This window comes from Actinophytocola gossypii (genome assembly GCF_025165815.1).
Lineage (GTDB): Bacteria > Actinomycetota > Actinomycetes > Mycobacteriales > Pseudonocardiaceae > Actinophytocola > Actinophytocola gossypii.
Window position 1 is genome coordinate 1 of record NZ_JAFFZE010000004.1, and the last position, 17,554, is coordinate 17,554.

The 17,554-nt window shown below is 69.1% G+C and carries 16 protein-coding genes and 1 pseudogene; 14 read left to right on the top strand and 3 right to left on the bottom strand.

Features of this window, described 5'->3' with window-relative positions; all coding sequences use genetic code 11:
- Positions 1-79: 79 nt before the first annotated feature.
- Complete coding sequence (locus JT362_RS01415; RefSeq protein WP_260189136.1) at positions 80-1,252, bottom strand: phospholipase D-like domain-containing protein; 1,173 nt, start codon at positions 1,250-1,252, stop codon at positions 80-82.
- 287 nt (positions 1,253-1,539) lie between these two features.
- Here JT362_RS01415 and JT362_RS01420 point away from each other — a divergent pair, with 287 nt between their 5' ends.
- From JT362_RS01420 to JT362_RS01480, 13 genes are all read left to right on the top strand, one after another.
- Positions 1,540-2,514: a DUF6772 family protein gene (locus JT362_RS01420; RefSeq protein WP_260189137.1), complete on the top strand. Its 975-nt coding sequence runs from the start codon at positions 1,540-1,542 to the stop codon at positions 2,512-2,514.
- A 6-nt stretch (positions 2,515-2,520) separates the two neighbouring features.
- Positions 2,521-2,856 (top strand): hypothetical protein, encoded by a 336-nt coding sequence (locus tag JT362_RS01425; RefSeq protein ID WP_260189138.1) that lies wholly within the window; start codon positions 2,521-2,523, stop codon positions 2,854-2,856.
- 16 nt (positions 2,857-2,872) lie between these two features.
- Complete coding sequence (locus JT362_RS01430; RefSeq protein ID WP_260189139.1) at positions 2,873-4,384, top strand: ABC transporter substrate-binding protein; 1,512 nt, start codon at positions 2,873-2,875, stop codon at positions 4,382-4,384.
- Positions 4,385-4,407: 23 nt separating this feature from the next.
- Complete coding sequence (locus JT362_RS01435; RefSeq protein ID WP_260189140.1) at positions 4,408-5,478, top strand: LacI family DNA-binding transcriptional regulator; 1,071 nt, start codon at positions 4,408-4,410, stop codon at positions 5,476-5,478.
- Positions 5,475-6,401, top strand: a complete 927-nt coding sequence (locus JT362_RS01440) for an ABC transporter permease (protein ID WP_260189141.1) — start codon at positions 5,475-5,477, stop codon at positions 6,399-6,401. Before JT362_RS01435 ends, JT362_RS01440 begins: the two co-directional genes overlap by 4 nt.
- Positions 6,398-7,267, top strand: a complete 870-nt coding sequence (locus tag JT362_RS01445; protein ID WP_260189142.1) for an ABC transporter permease — start codon at positions 6,398-6,400, stop codon at positions 7,265-7,267. Before JT362_RS01440 ends, JT362_RS01445 begins: the two co-directional genes overlap by 4 nt.
- Positions 7,264-8,274: an ABC transporter ATP-binding protein gene (locus JT362_RS01450; RefSeq protein ID WP_260189143.1), complete on the top strand. Its 1,011-nt coding sequence runs from the start codon at positions 7,264-7,266 to the stop codon at positions 8,272-8,274. Before JT362_RS01445 ends, JT362_RS01450 begins: the two co-directional genes overlap by 4 nt.
- Positions 8,252-9,265 carry an ABC transporter ATP-binding protein gene (locus JT362_RS01455; protein WP_260189144.1) on the top strand — a complete coding sequence of 338 codons (1,014 nt, stop codon included), beginning with the start codon at positions 8,252-8,254 and terminating at the stop codon, positions 9,263-9,265. The genes JT362_RS01450 and JT362_RS01455 overlap by 23 nt, the downstream gene beginning before the upstream one ends.
- Positions 9,266-9,515: 250 nt before the next feature.
- On the top strand, positions 9,516-10,070 hold the full coding sequence (locus JT362_RS01460; protein ID WP_260189145.1) for a hypothetical protein: 555 nt from the start codon (positions 9,516-9,518) through the stop codon (positions 10,068-10,070).
- Between the two features lie 1,306 nt (positions 10,071-11,376).
- Positions 11,377-11,961: a DoxX family protein gene (locus JT362_RS01465; protein ID WP_260189146.1), complete on the top strand. Its 585-nt coding sequence runs from the start codon at positions 11,377-11,379 to the stop codon at positions 11,959-11,961.
- A gap of 25 nt (positions 11,962-11,986) precedes the next feature.
- Entirely contained in the window at positions 11,987-12,484 is a 498-nt protein-coding gene (locus JT362_RS01470; RefSeq protein WP_260189147.1) for an allene oxide cyclase barrel-like domain-containing protein, read from the top strand.
- Positions 12,485-12,941: 457 nt separating this feature from the next.
- The gene (locus tag JT362_RS01475; RefSeq protein ID WP_260189148.1) at positions 12,942-13,907 is read left to right on the top strand and encodes an ATP-binding protein; all 966 of its coding nucleotides are present in this window, start codon (positions 12,942-12,944) and stop codon (positions 13,905-13,907) included.
- Complete coding sequence (locus JT362_RS01480) at positions 13,904-14,926, top strand: LLM class flavin-dependent oxidoreductase (RefSeq protein WP_260189149.1); 1,023 nt, start codon at positions 13,904-13,906, stop codon at positions 14,924-14,926. The genes JT362_RS01475 and JT362_RS01480 overlap by 4 nt, the downstream gene beginning before the upstream one ends.
- Before the next feature lie 2 nt (positions 14,927-14,928).
- Here JT362_RS01480 and JT362_RS01485 read toward each other — a convergent pair whose 3' ends face one another.
- Positions 14,929-15,321, bottom strand: coding sequence for an SCO5389 family protein (locus JT362_RS01485; RefSeq protein ID WP_260189150.1), 393 nt, complete (start codon positions 15,319-15,321; stop codon positions 14,929-14,931).
- A gap of 349 nt (positions 15,322-15,670) precedes the next feature.
- Positions 15,671-15,940, bottom strand: a pseudogene (locus tag JT362_RS01490) (helix-turn-helix domain-containing protein); the annotation flags it as partial.
- Positions 15,941-15,997: 57 nt separating this feature from the next.
- Between JT362_RS01490 and JT362_RS01495 the strand changes: the two are divergent.
- Complete coding sequence (locus tag JT362_RS01495) at positions 15,998-17,539, top strand: MFS transporter (RefSeq protein WP_260189151.1); 1,542 nt, start codon at positions 15,998-16,000, stop codon at positions 17,537-17,539.
- Positions 17,540-17,554: the final 15 nt, after the last annotated feature.

Here is a 17,554-nt window from a genome sequence, read left to right on the forward strand (position 1 = left end):
GGTCCCGGGGTGGTGCGCCGGTGGCCACCCCGGTGTGTGGTGGGGGGGGCGCCGCACCCCCCGCCCCCCCCCGACCGGGTCAGACCCCGCTGGCGAACAGGTGGGCGAAGTTCGCCTCGTAGGCTTCGTAGAGGTTCTCGATGTTGGTCTGGATCATCGCCTCGTCGTTGCGGCGCAACGAGGTGTGGTTCCAGTTGGGGCTCCCGGTGAACACCCAGCGCGCGTCCCGCTCACCGTCGAACTCGGCGTTGATCAGGAAGTACTTCGAGTGGATGCGCCCCGGCAGCGCGGCGGAGTTCTCCAGCGCGCGCAGCTCGATGCTCGGGTCGGCCGACAGCGTGTCGAGCACCTCGGCGTCCATCAGGCCGTGCACGATCCGCACCTCGCAGCCCTGGCCGGACAGCGCGACCAGCCGCCGCGCGATCCCGATCCGGTAGGTGTCCCACTCGGACATTCCGATGTCGATGGTCGAGCCGTCGTCGCAGGAGACCTTGCCGAGGATCTCCAGCACGTGGTCGCCTTCCGCGCGCGGGAAGAAGTACGCCCGCACGGCGCCGCCCGGCATGCCGGTGCTGGTCGTGCGGTAGTAGTCGTCGGTGGCGCGCTCGGCCGCCAGGTCCTCGAAGTAGGCATCGTAGGCGCGGTAGAGCTTTCGGTTGCCCACCAGGGTGGTCGCGTTGTTCCAGTAGGTCCGCGAGTTCAGGTCGGTGAAGTTCGCCGAGGACTGGACGACCACGTCCGACGCGCCACCGGTGCGGGAGAACAGGTAGAACTTGTTGTGCTGGCCCTTGGTGCCGATGCAGGACGAGGTGTTGCCCTCCGGCGAGACCCGTGAGCAGACGTGCATCCACGAGTCCCGTGACTTGTCGGTGCCCAGCTCGGCACGCAGCGCCTCGGCGGCGGGGGTGGTGTCCTGCCAGCCGTCGAGCACGAGCTGTACGTCCACACCACGACGGTGCGCGGCGACCAGTTCGGTGGCGAAGTCCATGCCGGCGTCACCGGAGACCACGAAGTGGGCGATACGGATCCGCGAACCGCTCGGCGCCTGGTGGACCAGGTCGCAGATCTGCCGCACGATCGCCGTCGGGTCACCGCCGACCGGGTCGTTGAACACCGCGCCGGTGCGTACCGGCTCGGTCGGGGCGTCCCGGCAGGGGCGCGGGTCCTCCTCGGCGCCGGCGGAACCGGCGGCGGGCACCGTCGCCAGCGTCGCGACCAGCGCAATCGATAACAGCAAACCTTTGACACGCATGAGTTTTCCTTCCGTCCGGGCATACGACCGTCGGAGTAGGTGTGGTTGGTGCGCGCGAAGGCTCGCGCGATCGTTGAACACTCAAGTTAACGTTACTTGAGGTGATTGTGAGCACGTTACGTCCGCCGTCGTGACGGCGTCAAGGGCCGTGGGTTGTCGGTACCGGTTCAGTCCGAAGTGGTCTTTGACAGGGTCGCAATCGGGAGTTAACGTTCACGGCACTTCAATTAGCGCTCACGTGAACGTTCATCCCGTGGCGCCCCTATCTTCATCAGGAGCTGACACCCTTGGGTAGTCCCACCACTGACGCGGACACGGCCATCGCCGGTCATCTGCGCCGGGCGATGCTCGACGCGGACCCGGCGTTGTCCCGGTACAACCCGCTGTCCCGGATCCTCGTGTTCGACCAGTTCAACAGCGGAACCCATGGCTGGACCGAACTGATCGGCAACCACGACGGCGAGGGCAACCTGGACACCGTCGACGACCACATGCGTGATTTCCGGCCGCCGCAGCTGAGCTCGTGCACGTTCTTCGACGTCGGCACGCACGGCGCGATGACCGGCACCTACGCGCTCAAGGTCGCCACGCGTCCGGTCACCGGCCACACCGCGGTGGCGATCCGCCGGCTCACCATGGCCAAGAAGGGTCGCGTGCAGTTCGAGACCTACTTCACTTACAAGGCGGAGGCGGCCTCCGAGGAGAACGGGGCATCGACCCAGGCCGGTGCCGGTGAGTGGGACGGCAATATCCACCCCTCCGAGCAGCAGTTCGGCGCGTTCACCATCGCCACCGACATCTGCGACGACCGCGGCGAGCGCTACCACACGGTGATGCGGTACCAGAACACCGATCTGGACAACAGGTTCACCCGCCGCTGGATGTACCCGGTGGTGCCGGAGCCGACTCCGCGCGAGCACCTCGAGGGCAAGGTGAAGCTCGGTCCGACCGACGACTTCACCGCACCGAACCCGCAGGACTGGAAGCCGGTCGGCGAGTCGCAGTCCTTCTGCTACAACGAGGTGCCGACCAAGGTCAACTGGCACTACCTGCGCTGGCAGATCGACACCGAGGCACGGAAGAACATCGAGCTCCAGGTCAACGACCGCGTGTACGACCTGCGCGACGTCCCGGTGCCGGTGTACGAGGAGCGTTACGACTCCCTGGACAACCTCCTCAACTTCTACGTCAGTGCCCGTACCCACACCGGAGTCCGGAACTTCCTGTTCCTGGACTCGGTGCTCGTCTCGGTGGATTGGTAGGTCCTCATGCGACAGTCGCAAGCCGCGGTGCTCGAACGATACACCGTTCTGAACGGGGACTTCAGGACCGAGCCGTACGAGACCGGTTGGGCCACCGAGGCGCGGTGGTTCGTGCGGGTGCTGGAGGCGTCCACACCGGATACCAAGGTGGTGCTCACCACTCAGGTGTCCCCGGACGGCCTGCACTGGTGCGACGCCGAGTGCCCGGAACAGGTTTCCGAAGGCGAGGGAATGGTGTCCTGGCCCGTACGCGAGTTCGGGCAGTGGTTGCGGATCCGGGGATCCGTCGAGGGGGCCGACCGATCAGTGAAGGTACTGATCTACCTAACGCTCAAAGACTGAGCATTGGAGACTCAAAGTGACCAGGTACGACCGGCGTAGCTTCCTGAAGATCAGCGGCATGGGCCTGGCAGGCGCATACCTGGCCGCCTGCAGTGTCGGCGGTGGCGACGAGACCGCCGCCAAGTCGGCCCTGCGGGCGGCGTTCAGCCAGCCCATCAACGACCTCGACCCCCACGGTCCATCCAGTGTGGACGAGGCGACGTTGCTCGCCGGCCGGCTCATCTACGACACCCTGGTGCGCCGCAACGGCGAGAAGCTGGAGCCGGCGGTCGCCAAGTCGTGGGAGCAGCCGGACGACAACACGTGGGTGTTCGCCCTTCGCGACGACGTGAAGTTCCATGACGGGACGGCGCTCACGGCCAACGACGTCAAGGCCTCGCTGGAGCGGGTGAAGGCCGCCAACACCGCGCAGTCCACGCTGTGGGCCACGGTGACCTCGGTCGAGGCCACCGACGAGACCACGCTCACGATCACCACCGAGCGGCCGCTCGGCACGATGTTGGTCAACCTCTCGCTGATGTTCATCCTGCCCTCGGCCAAGATGAACACCGAGGGCTTCTTCGCCAAGCCGATCGGCAGCGGGCCGTTCAAGGTCGAGTCGTTCACCCCGGCCGACGAGCTGGCGCTGACCTCGACGGACCACTGGAGCGGCACGCCGAAGCTCAAGGAGGTCTCGCTGCCCTACCTGCCGGAAACCTCCAGCCAGATCACCGCGCTGCGCACCGGCGACCTGGACATCCTGTGGCCGGTCCCCCCGGACCAGCTGCGTGAGCTCGAGGGCGTCGAGGGCATCAAGCTGGAGACGGTGCCGAGCTACGTCTACTACTTCAACTGGTTCAACTGCGGCAAGCCGCCGTTCGACGACCCCAGGGTCCGCCGGGCGATGTGGCGTGCGGTCGACGTCGCGGGGATCGTGCGGAACCTTTTCGGCGAGGGCGCCGAGGTGATGACCGCACCGATCCCGTCGACCGTGTTCGGTCACGCCGAGCAGGAGCCCTACACCCACGACCCGGACGCGGCCAAGCGGGACCTGGCCGCGGCCGGGCTCGGCAGTGGCTTCAGCACGTCGCTGATGTGGTTCAGCGACACCGGACCGCTGGCCGACGGTCTCGCCCAGGCGATGATCTCCGACTGGGCCAAGGTCGGCGTCACGGTGGAGCCGCGGAACCTGGAGAAGGCGGAGTGGTTGCGCCGGCTCAACGAGAAGGAGTTCGACATGGAACTCCAGACCAACACGGTCACCACGGGGGACGCGGACTTCACCATCGGCCGGCTCTACGACTCGGCGGCCGACCGGATGGGCTACCGCAACCCGGCGCTGGACGGCATCCTGCACCAGGCACACGAGAGCTCCGAGGAGAGCACCCGCAGCGACCTCTACGCCCAGGCATGCAAGATCGTCTGGGATGACGCCGTCGGTATCTTTCCGGCAGCACTGATCAGCACCTACGGTCTGCGCAGTACGGTGCAGAACTTCGAGCCTGCCCCGAGCAACCAGCCTGACCTGCGCGGCGTCACCGTCGGCTGAGAAAACGGAACGAGGGAGGGTCAATGGTCGATTCTCGGCGGGTCACGCTCAAGGACATCGCGCTGTCGCTCGGGGTGTCCGTGAACACGGTATCCCGGGCGCTGACCGGCAAGGACAGCGTCAGCGAGGCCACCAGAACACGGATCAAGGCCGAGGCCGAGCGTCTCGGCTACGTGCCAAACCCCATGGCCCGCTCCCTCGTCCTCGGCTCGGCGATGACCATCGGCCTGGTCATCACCAACCCGTCGAACCCCTTCTACGCCAGGCTGATCAGCGCGATCGAGCACCGCGGCCGGGGGCATGGCTACTCGCTCATGCTGCTGGTCACCGAGGAGAGCCCGGACGGCGACCAGATCGCCGCCCAGACCCTGCTGCGGTGGGGCGTGGACGGTGCGCTGATCGTGCCGGCGGTCCAGGGCGACGGCGAGCACTGGGAGCGGCTGCCGGAGTCCGGCATCCCGCTGGTCTGCCTCAACCGGGACCTGCCCGAACTGGACCTCGACTGCATCGGCGTCGACTACGAGCAGGGCGCGTACACGGCAGCGCGCCACCTCGTGGACTCCGGCGCGCGGACGTTGTGCCTGCTGGAGGAGGACCTGCCGATCTCGCCGGTGGCCGACCGGACGGCCGGTTTCCTCCGCGCGCTCACCGAGACCGGTCTCGCCGGCGGACCCGACCGGGTGCACGCGGTGCCCACCCGGCGCCGCGAGTCGTTGGCCCTGCCGTGGGAACCGGCCGACGCCTACCACCTCGCGCAGGAGATCGTGCGCGGCGGCCGGCTGCCCGACGCGATCATGGTCGGCAACGACTACTTCGCGCTCGGGGTGTACCGCGCGCTCACCGAGGCCGGCCTGCGGGTCGGTGCGGACGTACTGGTCGGCGGGTTCGGTGACCACCCGTTCGCCGCCTACCTGAACCCGTCCCTGACCACCGTGGCGCTGCCGGCGGCGGAGATCGGCACGACGGCCGTCGACCTGTTGCTGCGACGGATGAGAGGACACGACGACCATGACCGGGCGGACAAACGACGACTCCCCGCCGAGCTCGTCGTGCGCACGTCGAGCCGGCGGGGCGAACAGGTGCTGGTGACATGATCCACTACCTCGTACGCCGGCTGGCGCAGAGCGTGCTCCTGCTGTTCGGCGCCATCACCATCGTGTTCCTCGTGCTGCGGGTCATCCCCGGCGACCCAGCCGCGCTGATCCTCGGCAGCCAGGCGACCCAGGCCGACCTGGCCGCCAAGCGCGCGGAGCTCGGCCTGGGCGATCCGCTGCTCCTGCAGTACGTGCGGCACCTCGGCGACGTCGTACGGCTGGACTTCGGTGACTCGTGGCGCCTCGGCGGCGACGCGTTCGCCGCGGTGATCGACCGGCTGCCCGCGACGATCACCCTCGCCGGGTTCGCCCTCGGGTTCACCCTGGCACTCGGCTTCCCGCTGGGCGTGTACGCCGCGCGGCACAAGGGAAAGCTGGCCGACCGGGCGGTGTCGTACTTCTCGCTGACCGGACAGGCGCTGCCCGCGTTCTGGGTCGGCATCATGCTGGTGCTGATCTTCTCCAGGACGCTGAACCTGTTGCCCGCCACCGCGGACGGCTCGGCGGTCGCGCTGGTGCTGCCGGCGTTCACGCTCGCCCTGCCGTTTCTCGGGTGGCTGGCGCGGCTGGTGCGCAACGGAACGCTGGAGGAGCTCGGCCGCGACTACGTCCGTACGGCGCGGGCCAAGGGGCTCTCCGAGCGGGTGGTGTTCAACATCCACGTGCTGCGCAACACGCTCACCCCGGTGGTCACCGTGCTCGGGCTGATCCTCGGCCACTTCATCGCGGACGCGGTGATCATCGAGCAGGTGTTCGCGTGGCCGGGCATCGGCTCGCTGATGATCGAGTCGATCCAGAACCGGGACTACGCGGTGGCCGAGGCGGCGATCATCCTGATCGCGGTGTTCTACATCGGACTTAACCTCCTGGTCGACCTGCTCTACTTCGCCCTCGACCCGCGCGTCACGCTGGAGACGGTATGACACCTGTGACCTCCAAGCCCTCCGTGCTGCGGCGGTTCGGGGTCGGCCCGGTCGTGGCCGCGACCGTGCTCGTGCTGTTCGTGCTGATCGCCGTGTTCGGCCCGATGCTGTTGCCCTACGACAGCGTGACCACCAGGGTCGGTGACCGGCTGCTGCCGCCGTTCAGCACCGCATCCGACGGCACGTTCGCGTTGCTGGGCACCGACCAGAACGGCCGGGACGTGCTGCGCCAGGTGATCGCCGGCTCGCGGGTGTCGCTGCTGGTGGGGATCACCGTGGTGGTCGTCGGAGGCCTGATCGGTCTGGTACTCGGACTGGTCGCCGGCTACTACGGCCGCTGGCTCGACGCGGTGATCTCCCGGATAGGCGACATGCAGCTCGCGTTTCCCAGCATCCTGCTGGCGATCCTGCTCGCCGGGGCGCTCGGACCCAGTCTCACCAACGTGATCGTGGCGCTCGCGGTGACCCGCTGGGTGATCTTCGCACGGGTGGTGCGCGGCTCGGTGCTCACCACCCGAGGCCGGGAGTTCGTCGAGTCCGCGAAGGTCATGGGAGCCGGTGACCTACGGATCCTTCTGCGCTACATCCTGCCCTCGTGCATGCAGCCGCTGCTGGTGGCCGCGACCGTGCAGGTAGGACTGACCATGGTCGCCGAGGCGGCGCTGAGCTTCCTCGGACTCGGTGTCCCGCTGGACCAGGCATCGTGGGGGTCGACGATCGCCAACGGCCGCGACTACCTGGCGAACGCGTGGTGGATCGCCGCCGTTCCCGGCCTCGCGTTGACGCTCGTGGTCATCTGCATCGGCCTGCTCGGCGACCGAGCCGGCGACGAGTCCGACCCGGCCAGGGAAGTGGTGGCCCGATGAGTGAACGTGCGAGCGAGTCGATGTCAGACGGTGCGCTGCTCGAGGTGTCGGAGCTCGCCGTGGCGTTCGGCGACCTTCGTGCGGTCCGGGGAGTCTCCCTGACCGTCGAGAAAGGACAGACGCTGGCCATCGTCGGCGAGTCCGGCAGCGGCAAGAGCATCACCTCGCTCGCGGTCATGGGACTGCTGCCCGCGCAGGCGAAGGTGGTCGGCGGCGGCATCACTCTCGACGGGGTGAGCCTGCTCGACCTCGCCCCCGACGAGCTGCGCCGGCTCCGGGGCGAGGAGCTGGCGATGATCTTCCAGGACCCGCTCAGCGCGTTGAACCCGTCGCTGACCGTCGGCTACCAGATCGCCGAGATGTTCCGCCGGCGGCGCGGCGCCTCCCGCGCGGCGGCGAACGAGCGCGCGGTCGAGGCGATGGCCGAGGTCGGCATCCCGGACGCGGCCGGTCGTGCCCGGTCCTACCCGCACGAGTTCTCCGGCGGCATGCGCCAACGGATCATGATCGCGATGGCGCTGGCGCTGGAACCCCGGCTGCTGATCGCCGACGAGCCGACCACCGCGCTGGACGTGACCGTGCAGGCGCAGATCCTTCGACTGCTCCGCGAACGGCAGCGCGCCGGCCTGGCGATGATCATCATCAGTCACGACCTCGGCGTGGTGGCCCGCACGGCGCAGTCGGTGATCGTGATGTACGCGGGGCAGGCCGTCGAGTCCGGCACGGTCGCCGAGGTCTACGACGCGCCCGCCCACCCGTACACGCTCGGCCTGATGGCCGCCAGCCCGTCGGCGCGGACCAGCCGGCGGGGAATCCGCCCCATCGACGGCAACCCGCCGGACCAGGCCGCGTTGCCGACCGGGTGCGCGTTCCACCCGCGCTGCCCGTTCGCGCGCGAGCGGTGCCGCACCGAGACGCCGCCGCTGCGCCGGCTCCCGTCGGGGCGGGCCAGCGCATGCCACTTCGCGGAGGAGGTGCTCGCCCATGACCGAACAGCCGGTGCTTGAGCTCGTCGACCTGGTCGCCGGATACCGCACGCGCCACGGCCTGCTCGGCAAACGCGGCCTGGTCCGCGCGGTGGACGGGGTGAACCTGACCGTCGGCGCCGGGGAGACGGTGTGCCTGGTCGGCGAGTCCGGCTGCGGGAAGTCCACTGTGGCCAGAGCGGTGGTGAACCTGCTGCGCCCGGTGTCCGGCGAGGTCCGCTTCGCCGGCCGGTCGCTCGCCGGCATGGACCGCCGCGAGCTGCGGGCGATGCGCCGTGAGGTGCAGTTGGTCTTCCAGGACCCGTACGCGTCGCTCAACCCGCGGATGACCGTGCGCGAGCTGATCACCGAGGCCTGGCGGATCCATCCCGGCATCGTGCCGCGTGAGCGGTGGGACGCCGAGGTCGCCGAGCTGCTGGAGCGGGTCGGGCTCAACCCGGCGCACGCCGCGCGTTACCCGCACCAGTTCTCCGGCGGGCAGCGGCAGCGGATCTGCATCGCGCGGGCGCTGTCGGTGCGGCCGAGGCTGATCGTGTGCGACGAGGCCGTGTCCGCGCTCGACGTGTCGATCCAGGCCCAGATCCTGGCGCTGCTCGGCAAGCTGCGCGACGAGCTCGGGGTGGCGTACCTGTTCATCACGCACGACCTCGGCGTGGTGCGCCACTTCGCCGACCGGGTCGCGGTGATGCACCTCGGCAAGATCGTGGAGACCGGCGAGACCGAACAGATCTACTCCTCCCCCGCCCACCCGTACACCCAGGCACTGATCTCGGCCGCGCCCAGCGTCGACGACTGGCGCGACCGCGGCGACGACGAGATCATGCTGCGCGGTGACGTCCCGTCGCCGTCGAACCCACCGGCCGGCTGCCGGTTCCACACGCGCTGCTGGAAGGCCGACGAGCGGTGCCACACCGACGAACCGGCGCTCGAACAGCGCGGTGTCGGTCACCCGGTCGCCTGTCACTACGCCTCGGTGGACACCGGGCTGAAGGCCGAGACCCGGCCCCGGTGAACCCGGCACCCGCTTGCGGAACAGGTTTGCCGGGACCACCAACTCCGCGGCGGTCGGTGTCGGATGTGCAGGTTCGGCCACGAACGACGCGATCTCGTCGAGGGATGGACGGGGCAGGAGCGGAATGGTCAGTTCGTTCGCCACCGCCCGGAGCTAAGCCAGGATCTGTCGAAACGACACCGAGCTATTCGCTCATGCGAACAGCATTGCGGTTCCTGAGCCGGGAACGGTCAGGGGTAGCGTTCCCGGCATGGCACCCGCACCCCGGCTCACGCTCGGCGAGCTACCGCCAGCTGCGCAGGCGATCGCGTCGGCGACGACCGACGCGGTCGAGGCCGCGCAGGCCGGCGACACGGCCGCGTTCGACGACGCCAGCAGCCGCCTCCTCCTCGGCGACCCCGAGCACGCGCGGGTCATCCTCGGCGACACCGTTCGGCTGCTGCTGGAGGAGGTCCTCCCGGACGGCGTGGACGGCGACGACCTCCGCGACATCATCGGCCGCAGTGCCCGGTCGGCGGCGCCGTGGTTCCCCAGCGTCGACCCAGGGGTGATGGTCGTCGTCCTCAGCGGCGCGCTCGGGATCCATCCGGACACCCCGCCAGGCCCCGGCACCGGGGAGGATCGGCCGCCGGAACCGGACGACCCGTGGGACGCGGTCCCACCGCGACCATCGGCAGCCGCGGTCACACAGCACGCCGTCGTCCTCCTCGCCGACCTGCTATCTGTGCGCGGCCGCCCGCTACGCGGCTATCTGGAGGCCGCGTTCACCGAGATGGCGCGGCGGGAGACTGTCGAGCAGCCCTGAGCGACACCGGGCGCCACTGTCGGCGTCGGGGGTCAGGACGCCGACCAGCCACGGCACCAACGCCTCCCCTAGGCGTTTCATGCCCGGCAGGGCGTCCGCGTCGTCCTTCGCGCTGTCGACACCGACTCAGACCGCAGTCATCCGGCACGTCTCGTCACGGAGCCCCTCCCGCGGCGGCAGCGCGGCTCCAGCACCGGCACCTGCCACTGCGCGGCCGTCAGGTCGCGTCGTGCTCCAACACACGCCGCGCCGGCACAGGCATGGCTGACCTGTAGTTGATCACGCCGTTCTGGTGCAGGTGATGTCGCCGCAACCTCGCCGCGGCCTGGCCAAAGCCGCTTCCGCGTCGCGGCGAGCTGATGGAAGCCCTCGCCGGGCTGGTTCTGACGCCGCGACGGTCTCGTCACGGTTCTCCGGCGCGAACAGCTACACGCCCTTCCGGAATCGCGCGACCTGCATCCTCCGGTCGCAAGGATCGCAACGAATCAGACCACGCAATGCGTGCGCTCCAGCTTGGCTCGCCCTCGTATCCCACCAGCCGTGCGTGACCGGCGGAGCAACTGCACCTGGGTGAAGTCATCGACCGGCACAATCTCCGGATGGGTCTGTCGGCGGGGACGGACGATTCGATCTGGAGCGGATTCGCGGAACCGGATCACGTGTCCGGTGCCACGTCATCCGGGATGTTCGACGGGACCGCCTAGCCGTGGTGCGAGGTCGGCTGTCACGGGTGATGTGTGCGGCGTCACGTCGCGTGCTGTCACGTTCGGCGAGTCCGCGGTGTCTTGGGAGGCATGTCCGCACACAGCACACCATCACACCAAGGTTGTCGTGATCGGCGGTGGCTACGCCGGAACACTCGCGGCCAACCGGCTGCGGATGCGCTCCGATGTGGACATCACGTTGGTCAATGCTCAGCGACGAGGTCCGCCTGGTCGTCGACAGCGCGGCGCGAATCGAGGGCCCGCCGCCGGTGGAGTTGGCGTCCGGGCGTGGGCTGGCCTACGACTACGTCATCTACCCGGTCGTTGCTGGCGAAGGACGTCACGTTCACGGCGGACGGTGGCGGCAAGACCCCTGCGGCACCCATCCCGGTGGTTGGCGCGGAACCGGTGGCCGCCCACGCTGGCCGTCTACCGAGAAGACCGCCTGGACGACGTGTTCCTGATCGAGATCGCCGACGACGAGATCACCAACCTGTACGTCTCCGCAACCCGGACACGCTTCGCACGGCACGGGTGCCACGCCGGATCAGCCGCGGGCTCCCGAGCTGTAACCGAGAACCACGCTACGAACAGGAAGCACGATGTCGACCGTTGATGTCCACACTAGACTCCGGATTCGCTCCATTGCCTTCTGGTGCGCCACTTTCGTCGTCGTCTTCGAACTGATTGCCGGAGCGGCGTGGAACCTCTGGACGATCGAGTGGATCGAGGTCCAGTTGAGCCACCTCGGCTACCCGGACTACTTCGCCTACGTGCTGGGCGTGTGCCATGTCGGTGCCGCCGTCACGATCGCCGTGCCCGGGTTCCCACTGCTCAAGGAATGGGCGTACGCGGGGGTCGCGTTCATGTGGTCGGGTGCCGTGGTGTCGCACCTGGCACGGGGTGACGGCCCGGAGTCGTGGGGTGCGCCGCTGATGTTCCTGGCGTTCGCCGTCGTGTCGTGGGCGTTGCGCCCCGCCGAGCGCCGTCTCCCGGATACCAGGCTCCGGCAGGGGCGTTCGGACCGGGACGAGACGCAACGGCGGGCTGTCCGTCCGCGCGCCTGGGCAGTGTCGATCGGGCTCGTCGTCGTCCTGTCCGCCTTCTCGCTCCTCACGCTTCCCGCGGCGGAGGAGCTCACTAGCGAGTGGGCGGTCGAGCGCGGCTGGGTCGAGGAACAACCCTGAAGAACACCGAAACACGAGGAATGCCATGAGCACCAACAAAACACGCACCAGGACAGCGTCCATCGCGGTTGCCGCCGTGGCGATCGCCACCGCGACACTCGGCGGCTGCGCCGCCGCCCGTGGCGAGTCGCGGGGAACGGCGGGAGAGCGGGTCGAAATCCTCGAGCTCAAGGTCGAGAACACCCATTATCAGGCAGTCGATCTCGCTCCGCCCGGGGTGAGCCTCGGCGACCTGGACGTCTTCGCGGGCACCGCGCGGAAGGACGGGCGCGAGGTCGGGCGGGGCGGCGGCTCGTGCCAGACCATCCACGTCGAGGGCGACGACGTCTCGATGCAGTGCGTCCTCACGATGGAGCTCGAGCGCGGCTCCGTGACGATGCAGTCCGTCTGGACACGAGGCGAGAACCCGCTCGACATGGCCATCACCGGCGGCACGGGTGACTATCGCACCGCGCGGGGCATCGTTCGCTTCTGGGACATCGCGACGCCGAACGAACGAGTGCGTGCCGAGATCATCCGTTGAGGCCGCAGGGTGCGGCGGTAGAGCCGGGAACATCGCGATCCTGCGCCCGCAGGAGACGCTGTCCAACGCAGAGTTGTCGCCCGCGATGATGAAGGACTGCGAATCGGCGCTGGGGCGGCGAACCGGGTGGAGCGGTGGTGGTGGGTGGGGAGGGGCGCCGGGAACGTTAGGCCCTGGAACGTGGGCCAGGCCTCGACGAGGACCGGAGTGGCACCGAGCCGGAAGTCGCTCCGGAAACAGGCTGGTCGCGCCCGTGACCAGCACGACACACCAGCCAGTCGTTGTCGCGCCGGTGGGCAGGCCGCCGCCGTGACCGACCACGTCACGGGCGAGTGATACACGAAAGGAGGATGCCCGGCAGACGCTGGAGTCCGGTTGGCGGCCGACTTCCCCCATCGGTATCCTCTGCTCACTTGAACATGGATGTCATTCCGCTTATCTCCTGGAGCACCTGACCGTGAAGATCGCCTTCGTCGGCAAGGGCGGCAGCGGCAAGACCACGTTGTCCTCGTTGTTCGTCCGTCACCTCGCCGACCGTGGACTGCCGATGCTGGCAATCGACGCCGACATCAACCAGCATCTGGCCACCGCGCTCGGTGCCAGTGCCGAGCGGGCCGCCGCGTTGCCTACGCTCAGCGCCCACCTGCCGCTGATCAAGGACTACCTGCGCGGGGACAACCCGCTGATCACCTCGACCGAGGCCATGGTCAAGACCACGCCGCCGGGCACCGGTTCGCGGCTGCTGACCGTGACCGGCGAGAACCCGATCTACGCGGCGTGCGTGCGCGACGTCGGCGGGTGCCGGCTGGCGGTCACCGGTCCGTTCACCGAGGAGGACCTGGGGGTGGCCTGCTACCACTCGAAGGTCGGCGCGGCCGAGCTGCTGCTCAACCACATGGTCGACGGGGCGGGCGAGTACGTGGTCATGGACATGACGGCGGGCGCGGACTCGTTCGCGTCGGGCCTGTTCACCCGGTTCGACCTGACCGTGCTGGTGTGCGAGCCGACGATGCGCAGCGTGGGGGTGTACCGCCAGTACCAGAGCTACGCGGCCGACCACGGCGTGCGGATCGCGGTCGTGGGCAACAAGGTCTGCGACGCCGAGGACCTGACCTTTCTGCGTGCCCAGCTCGGCGAGGACCTGCTGTGCTGGGTCGGCCGGTCGGACTTCGTGCGCGCGTCGGAACGCGGGGAGGGCCGGCCGTTCGAAGAGCTCGAACCCGACACCGCCGCGGCTCTGCACACCATCCAGCACGAGTTGGACGCCGTCACCAGGGACTGGGACGCCTACCAGGCGCAGGCCGTCGCCTTCCACCTGCGCAACGCCCGCGCGTGGGCCAACGACCGGGTCGGCGAGGATCTGGCGCGCCAGGTCGATCCCGGGTTCGTGCCGCGCCCGCCCGTGCCCGCGAACGTCGGGTGACCACCGGCCTCCGGCTCGGGATCTTCCTGCTGGCGGGGCGGTTCCCCGGCCAGGACGACGGGGCCGCGCTGCGGCGTGCGCGGGACGCGGTGGTGTGCGCCGAGGCGGCGGGCTTCGACGACGCGTGGATCGCCGAGCACCACTTCATGTCGTACGGCACGTGCCCGTCCGCGGTCACGTTCGCCGCGCACGCGCTCGGGGCGACCTCGCGCATCGGGTTGGGCACGGCGGTCAGCGTGCTGTCGACCACGCACCCGGTGGCGCTCGCCGAGCAGGTCGCCCTGCTCGACCACCTCTCCGACGGCCGGCTGTGGCTCGGGGTCGGGCGCGGCGGCCCCTGGGTGGACCTGGAGGTCCTGGACACCGGGCTCGCACGGTACGAACACGGATTCGCCGAGGGCCTGGACCTGCTGGTGCGCGCCCTGACCCAGCCACGTGTCGCGGCCGACGGCGACCACTTCGCCTTCCGCGAGGTGACCATGGTGCCGCGCCCGCGAACCCGGCCCCGGCCGCCGGTCGTCGTGGCCGCCACCTCCGCGCCGACCGTGCGGCTCGCCGCGGAGCGTGGCCTGCCGATGCTGCTCGGCCTGCACATGACCGACGACGAGAAGGCCGCGATGGTCGAGCAGTACGACGCCGCGGCGCGCGATGCCGGACGCGAACCGGCTTTCGTGCCGCACATCTCGGCGATGCTCGCGCAGGTCGCGGACGACCGCGAGCGGGCACGAGCCCAGGTACGCGCCGCGCTGCCCGGCTGGCTCGCCGACGGCCTGGCCGGGTACCTGCCGATCAACGGCAAGCCCCGGCCACGCCGCGACCCGGTTGCCTACACCGACCTCCTCTGCGACCTGCACGCGCTGGGCGCACCCGCCGAGTGCGCGCGGCGGGTCCACGACAGCGCGGACCGCACCGGCATCCGCCACGTCATCCTCATGGTCGAGGCACGCGGCGACCACGCGGCGACCATGGAGAACATCACCCGCCTCGGCGCCGAGGTGCTCCCACTCCTGCGCGGTTGACCTCAGCAGTCACGCAGCTCCGGGCTCTGGTTGAGCAGCTGCCCCCTCGGCGAGACGAACGCCCGGTACCGGTCGCTGTCCACCGCGACCGGTGTGAACGCGGCGACCCGGTGGCAGTTCTGGAACGCCAGCTTGACCCCGTGGTGCCGCTCGAGACCGCCGCGGATGGCGTCCGAGGCCAGCGCCCGCAGCAGCTGACCGCGCTCGGCCTCACTGGGCGGCGGAATCTCGTTGTCCGCGAAGTCACCGCCCCCGGCCCGCAGATCGGCCACCACCGCGTCGATCACCTTCCACGCATACGGGAGGGAGTCACGCACGCACGCGACGAACTCGGCGTCGGCGACCTCACCACGCTCGGCACGTTCCAGGAGCTCCGCAGGTACATCGAGCGACATGACAACGACCTCCACAATCTGTCAGACGACTACTTCCAGTGCTACTTCTCGTCGCCACCCGCGACAAGGAACCAGGCGCAGGATCACCGGTATGGCCCAGCGCCCGCCCACCAACCGCAAGTGAGAACGATTATCATAACGGTTATGGCCGCTGAACCCCGCCAGGACGGCACCCGCCGCGCGTTCGACGACGCCGGCACCGACTTCACCGCACTCGGACACCACCTCTGGAACCCCATCGGCGCCGCGACGGTGGCCGTGGCTCGACTCCGTCCCAGGTCCTCGACGCGTGTTGCGGCACCGGCGCCTCGGCGATCCCCGCAGCGGAACTGGTCGGTACGGCCGGGCCACGGCGCCATGTCTCGGCCTGATCGATGACCCACGCCGGTGTCGCGTTGGGACTCCCGTGAGGGGCTCGGGAGCGGTCTTGAAAGCCGGCATCGCCGTGGCGCCGCCACCGGTTGACCCACTTCGGCGCGCAGGCGCGGGAGATGCCCATTTCTGCTGCGACGTGAGCGATCGGTCGAGTTCTGCACCTGTCGACCAGTCGCCGTCGGCCCTCCACCCTGAGGGGCGCGTTTCCGTGTGTCCCACCTTGTTCTTCTCGCTTGCCATAGATTGAACTATGGTACAACTAGTACGATAGTTCAACTACTGGTGGTGAGGTGTGACGAGCATGGGACAGCCGGCGCGCGCAGGGGGGCGCGAGTGGATTGGTCTTGCGCTGTTGGCGCTACCGACCATGCTGCTGGGGCTCGATGTGACGGCGCTCTACCTCGTCGTTCCGAGCCTGGCCACGGACCTGAATCCGACCGCGACGGAGACGCTGTGGATCATGGATGCCTACGGCTTCTTCATCGCGGGCTTCCTGATCACGATGGGGACACTGGGCGACCGGATCGGACGGCGCCGGTTGCTGATGATCGGGGTGGCGGCATTCGGCGCGACGTCGGCCTTTGCGGCTTTCGCCCCCAGCGCCCCATGGCTGATTGTGGCGCGGGCCTTGCTCGGAGTGGCCGGCGCAACGCTCATGCCCTCGACGCTGTCGCTGATCAGCACCATGTTCACCAACGGTCGGCAACGGGCGTTGGCGATCGGCGTGTGGGCAACGATGTTTGCCCTGGGGATGGCCGCCGGGCCGGTCGCGGGCGGGGCACTGGTCGCCGGCTTCTGGTGGGGCGCAGTCTTCCTCATCGCCGTGCCGGTTGCGGTGCTGGTGCTGGCTGCTGCGCCGGCGCTGCTGCCGGAGTATCGGACCCCTGCCGGCCGTCTCGACCTGCCGAGCGTTGGGTTGTCCCTCGCGGCGATGCTGCCGATCATCTACGCGATCAAGCATGCGGCCGCCCACGGCATCGACATCCAGGCATCGGCCGCCGTCCTCGTCGGTGGCAGCGCCGCAGTCGCGTTCGTCCGTCGTCAGCTGCGCCTGAGCGAGCCGCTGCTGGACATCAAGCTCTTCACCAGCCGGGCCTTCTCCGCAGCCCTGTCCGTCTTGTTGATCGGCCTGGTCGGTTTTGGCGGGGTGATGTTCCTGGTCACCCAGTATCTGCAGCTCGTCGCGGGCCTCTCGCCGACGACGGCCGGGCTGTGGATGGGTCCGCCCGCACTGGCCATGTTCATCGGAGCCATCGGAGCCCCGCTCATGGCCGGTCGCGCGGCACCTGGCGTCATCATGTCGGCCACCTTGGCGCTGTCGCTGTCCGGATACGCCCTGCTCGCCCTCGCAGGGACCGACAGCAAGCTGAGCGTGATCGCTGGATTCGCCTTCGTCTACCTCGGACTCGGGGTCATCGCCGCACTCGGTACCGACATCGTCGTGGGGGCGGCACCAGCGGAGAAGTCCGGATCAGCGGCCGCACTCTCCGAGACCGTTCAAGAACTTGGCATCGCGGTAGGGGTTGCACTCCTGGGAAGCCTCACCACCGTGATCTACCGAAGCAAGGCCGAGGCCCCGTCCGAGCTGTCCCCATCCGCGGCCGATACCTACAGCGACAGTCTCTCCGGAGCCTCATCCCTCGCGCACCAGTTGCCGGCCTGGGCTCTCGACCACGCACGAGCCGCGTTCACCAGCGGACTCAACACCGCCGCCGCGGTAGCCGGCATCGCCGTAATGGCTGCTGCGCTGGCCTGCTTTACGACACTGCGACACCTCCGGCCCCTCGGCGACGCCGACCGTGCGGCGGAGCCGGTAGCCTGCGACGAGCAGGAGCGGCGATGACTGTTGAGCAGGAAG

Excerpts from the sequence above, each read along its gene's own strand:
- JT362_RS01415 (WP_260189136.1), bottom strand. The coding sequence starts at position 1,252 with ATGCGTGTCAAAGGTTTGCTGTTATCGATTGCGCTGGTCGCGACGCTG.
- JT362_RS01425 (WP_260189138.1), top strand. The coding sequence starts at position 2,521 with ATGCGACAGTCGCAAGCCGCGGTGCTCGAACGATACACCGTTCTGAAC.
- JT362_RS01435 (WP_260189140.1), top strand. The coding sequence starts at position 4,408 with ATGGTCGATTCTCGGCGGGTCACGCTCAAGGACATCGCGCTGTCGCTC.
- JT362_RS01440 (WP_260189141.1), top strand. The coding sequence starts at position 5,475 with ATGATCCACTACCTCGTACGCCGGCTGGCGCAGAGCGTGCTCCTGCTG.
- JT362_RS01445 (WP_260189142.1), top strand. The coding sequence starts at position 6,398 with ATGACACCTGTGACCTCCAAGCCCTCCGTGCTGCGGCGGTTCGGGGTC.
- JT362_RS01450 (WP_260189143.1), top strand. The coding sequence starts at position 7,264 with ATGAGTGAACGTGCGAGCGAGTCGATGTCAGACGGTGCGCTGCTCGAG.
- JT362_RS01455 (WP_260189144.1), top strand. The coding sequence starts at position 8,252 with ATGACCGAACAGCCGGTGCTTGAGCTCGTCGACCTGGTCGCCGGATAC.
- JT362_RS01460 (WP_260189145.1), top strand. The coding sequence starts at position 9,516 with ATGGCACCCGCACCCCGGCTCACGCTCGGCGAGCTACCGCCAGCTGCG.
- JT362_RS01465 (WP_260189146.1), top strand. The coding sequence starts at position 11,377 with ATGTCGACCGTTGATGTCCACACTAGACTCCGGATTCGCTCCATTGCC.
- JT362_RS01470 (WP_260189147.1), top strand. The coding sequence starts at position 11,987 with ATGAGCACCAACAAAACACGCACCAGGACAGCGTCCATCGCGGTTGCC.
- JT362_RS01485 (WP_260189150.1), bottom strand. The coding sequence starts at position 15,321 with ATGTCGCTCGATGTACCTGCGGAGCTCCTGGAACGTGCCGAGCGTGGT.
- JT362_RS01495 (WP_260189151.1), top strand. The coding sequence starts at position 15,998 with ATGGGACAGCCGGCGCGCGCAGGGGGGCGCGAGTGGATTGGTCTTGCG.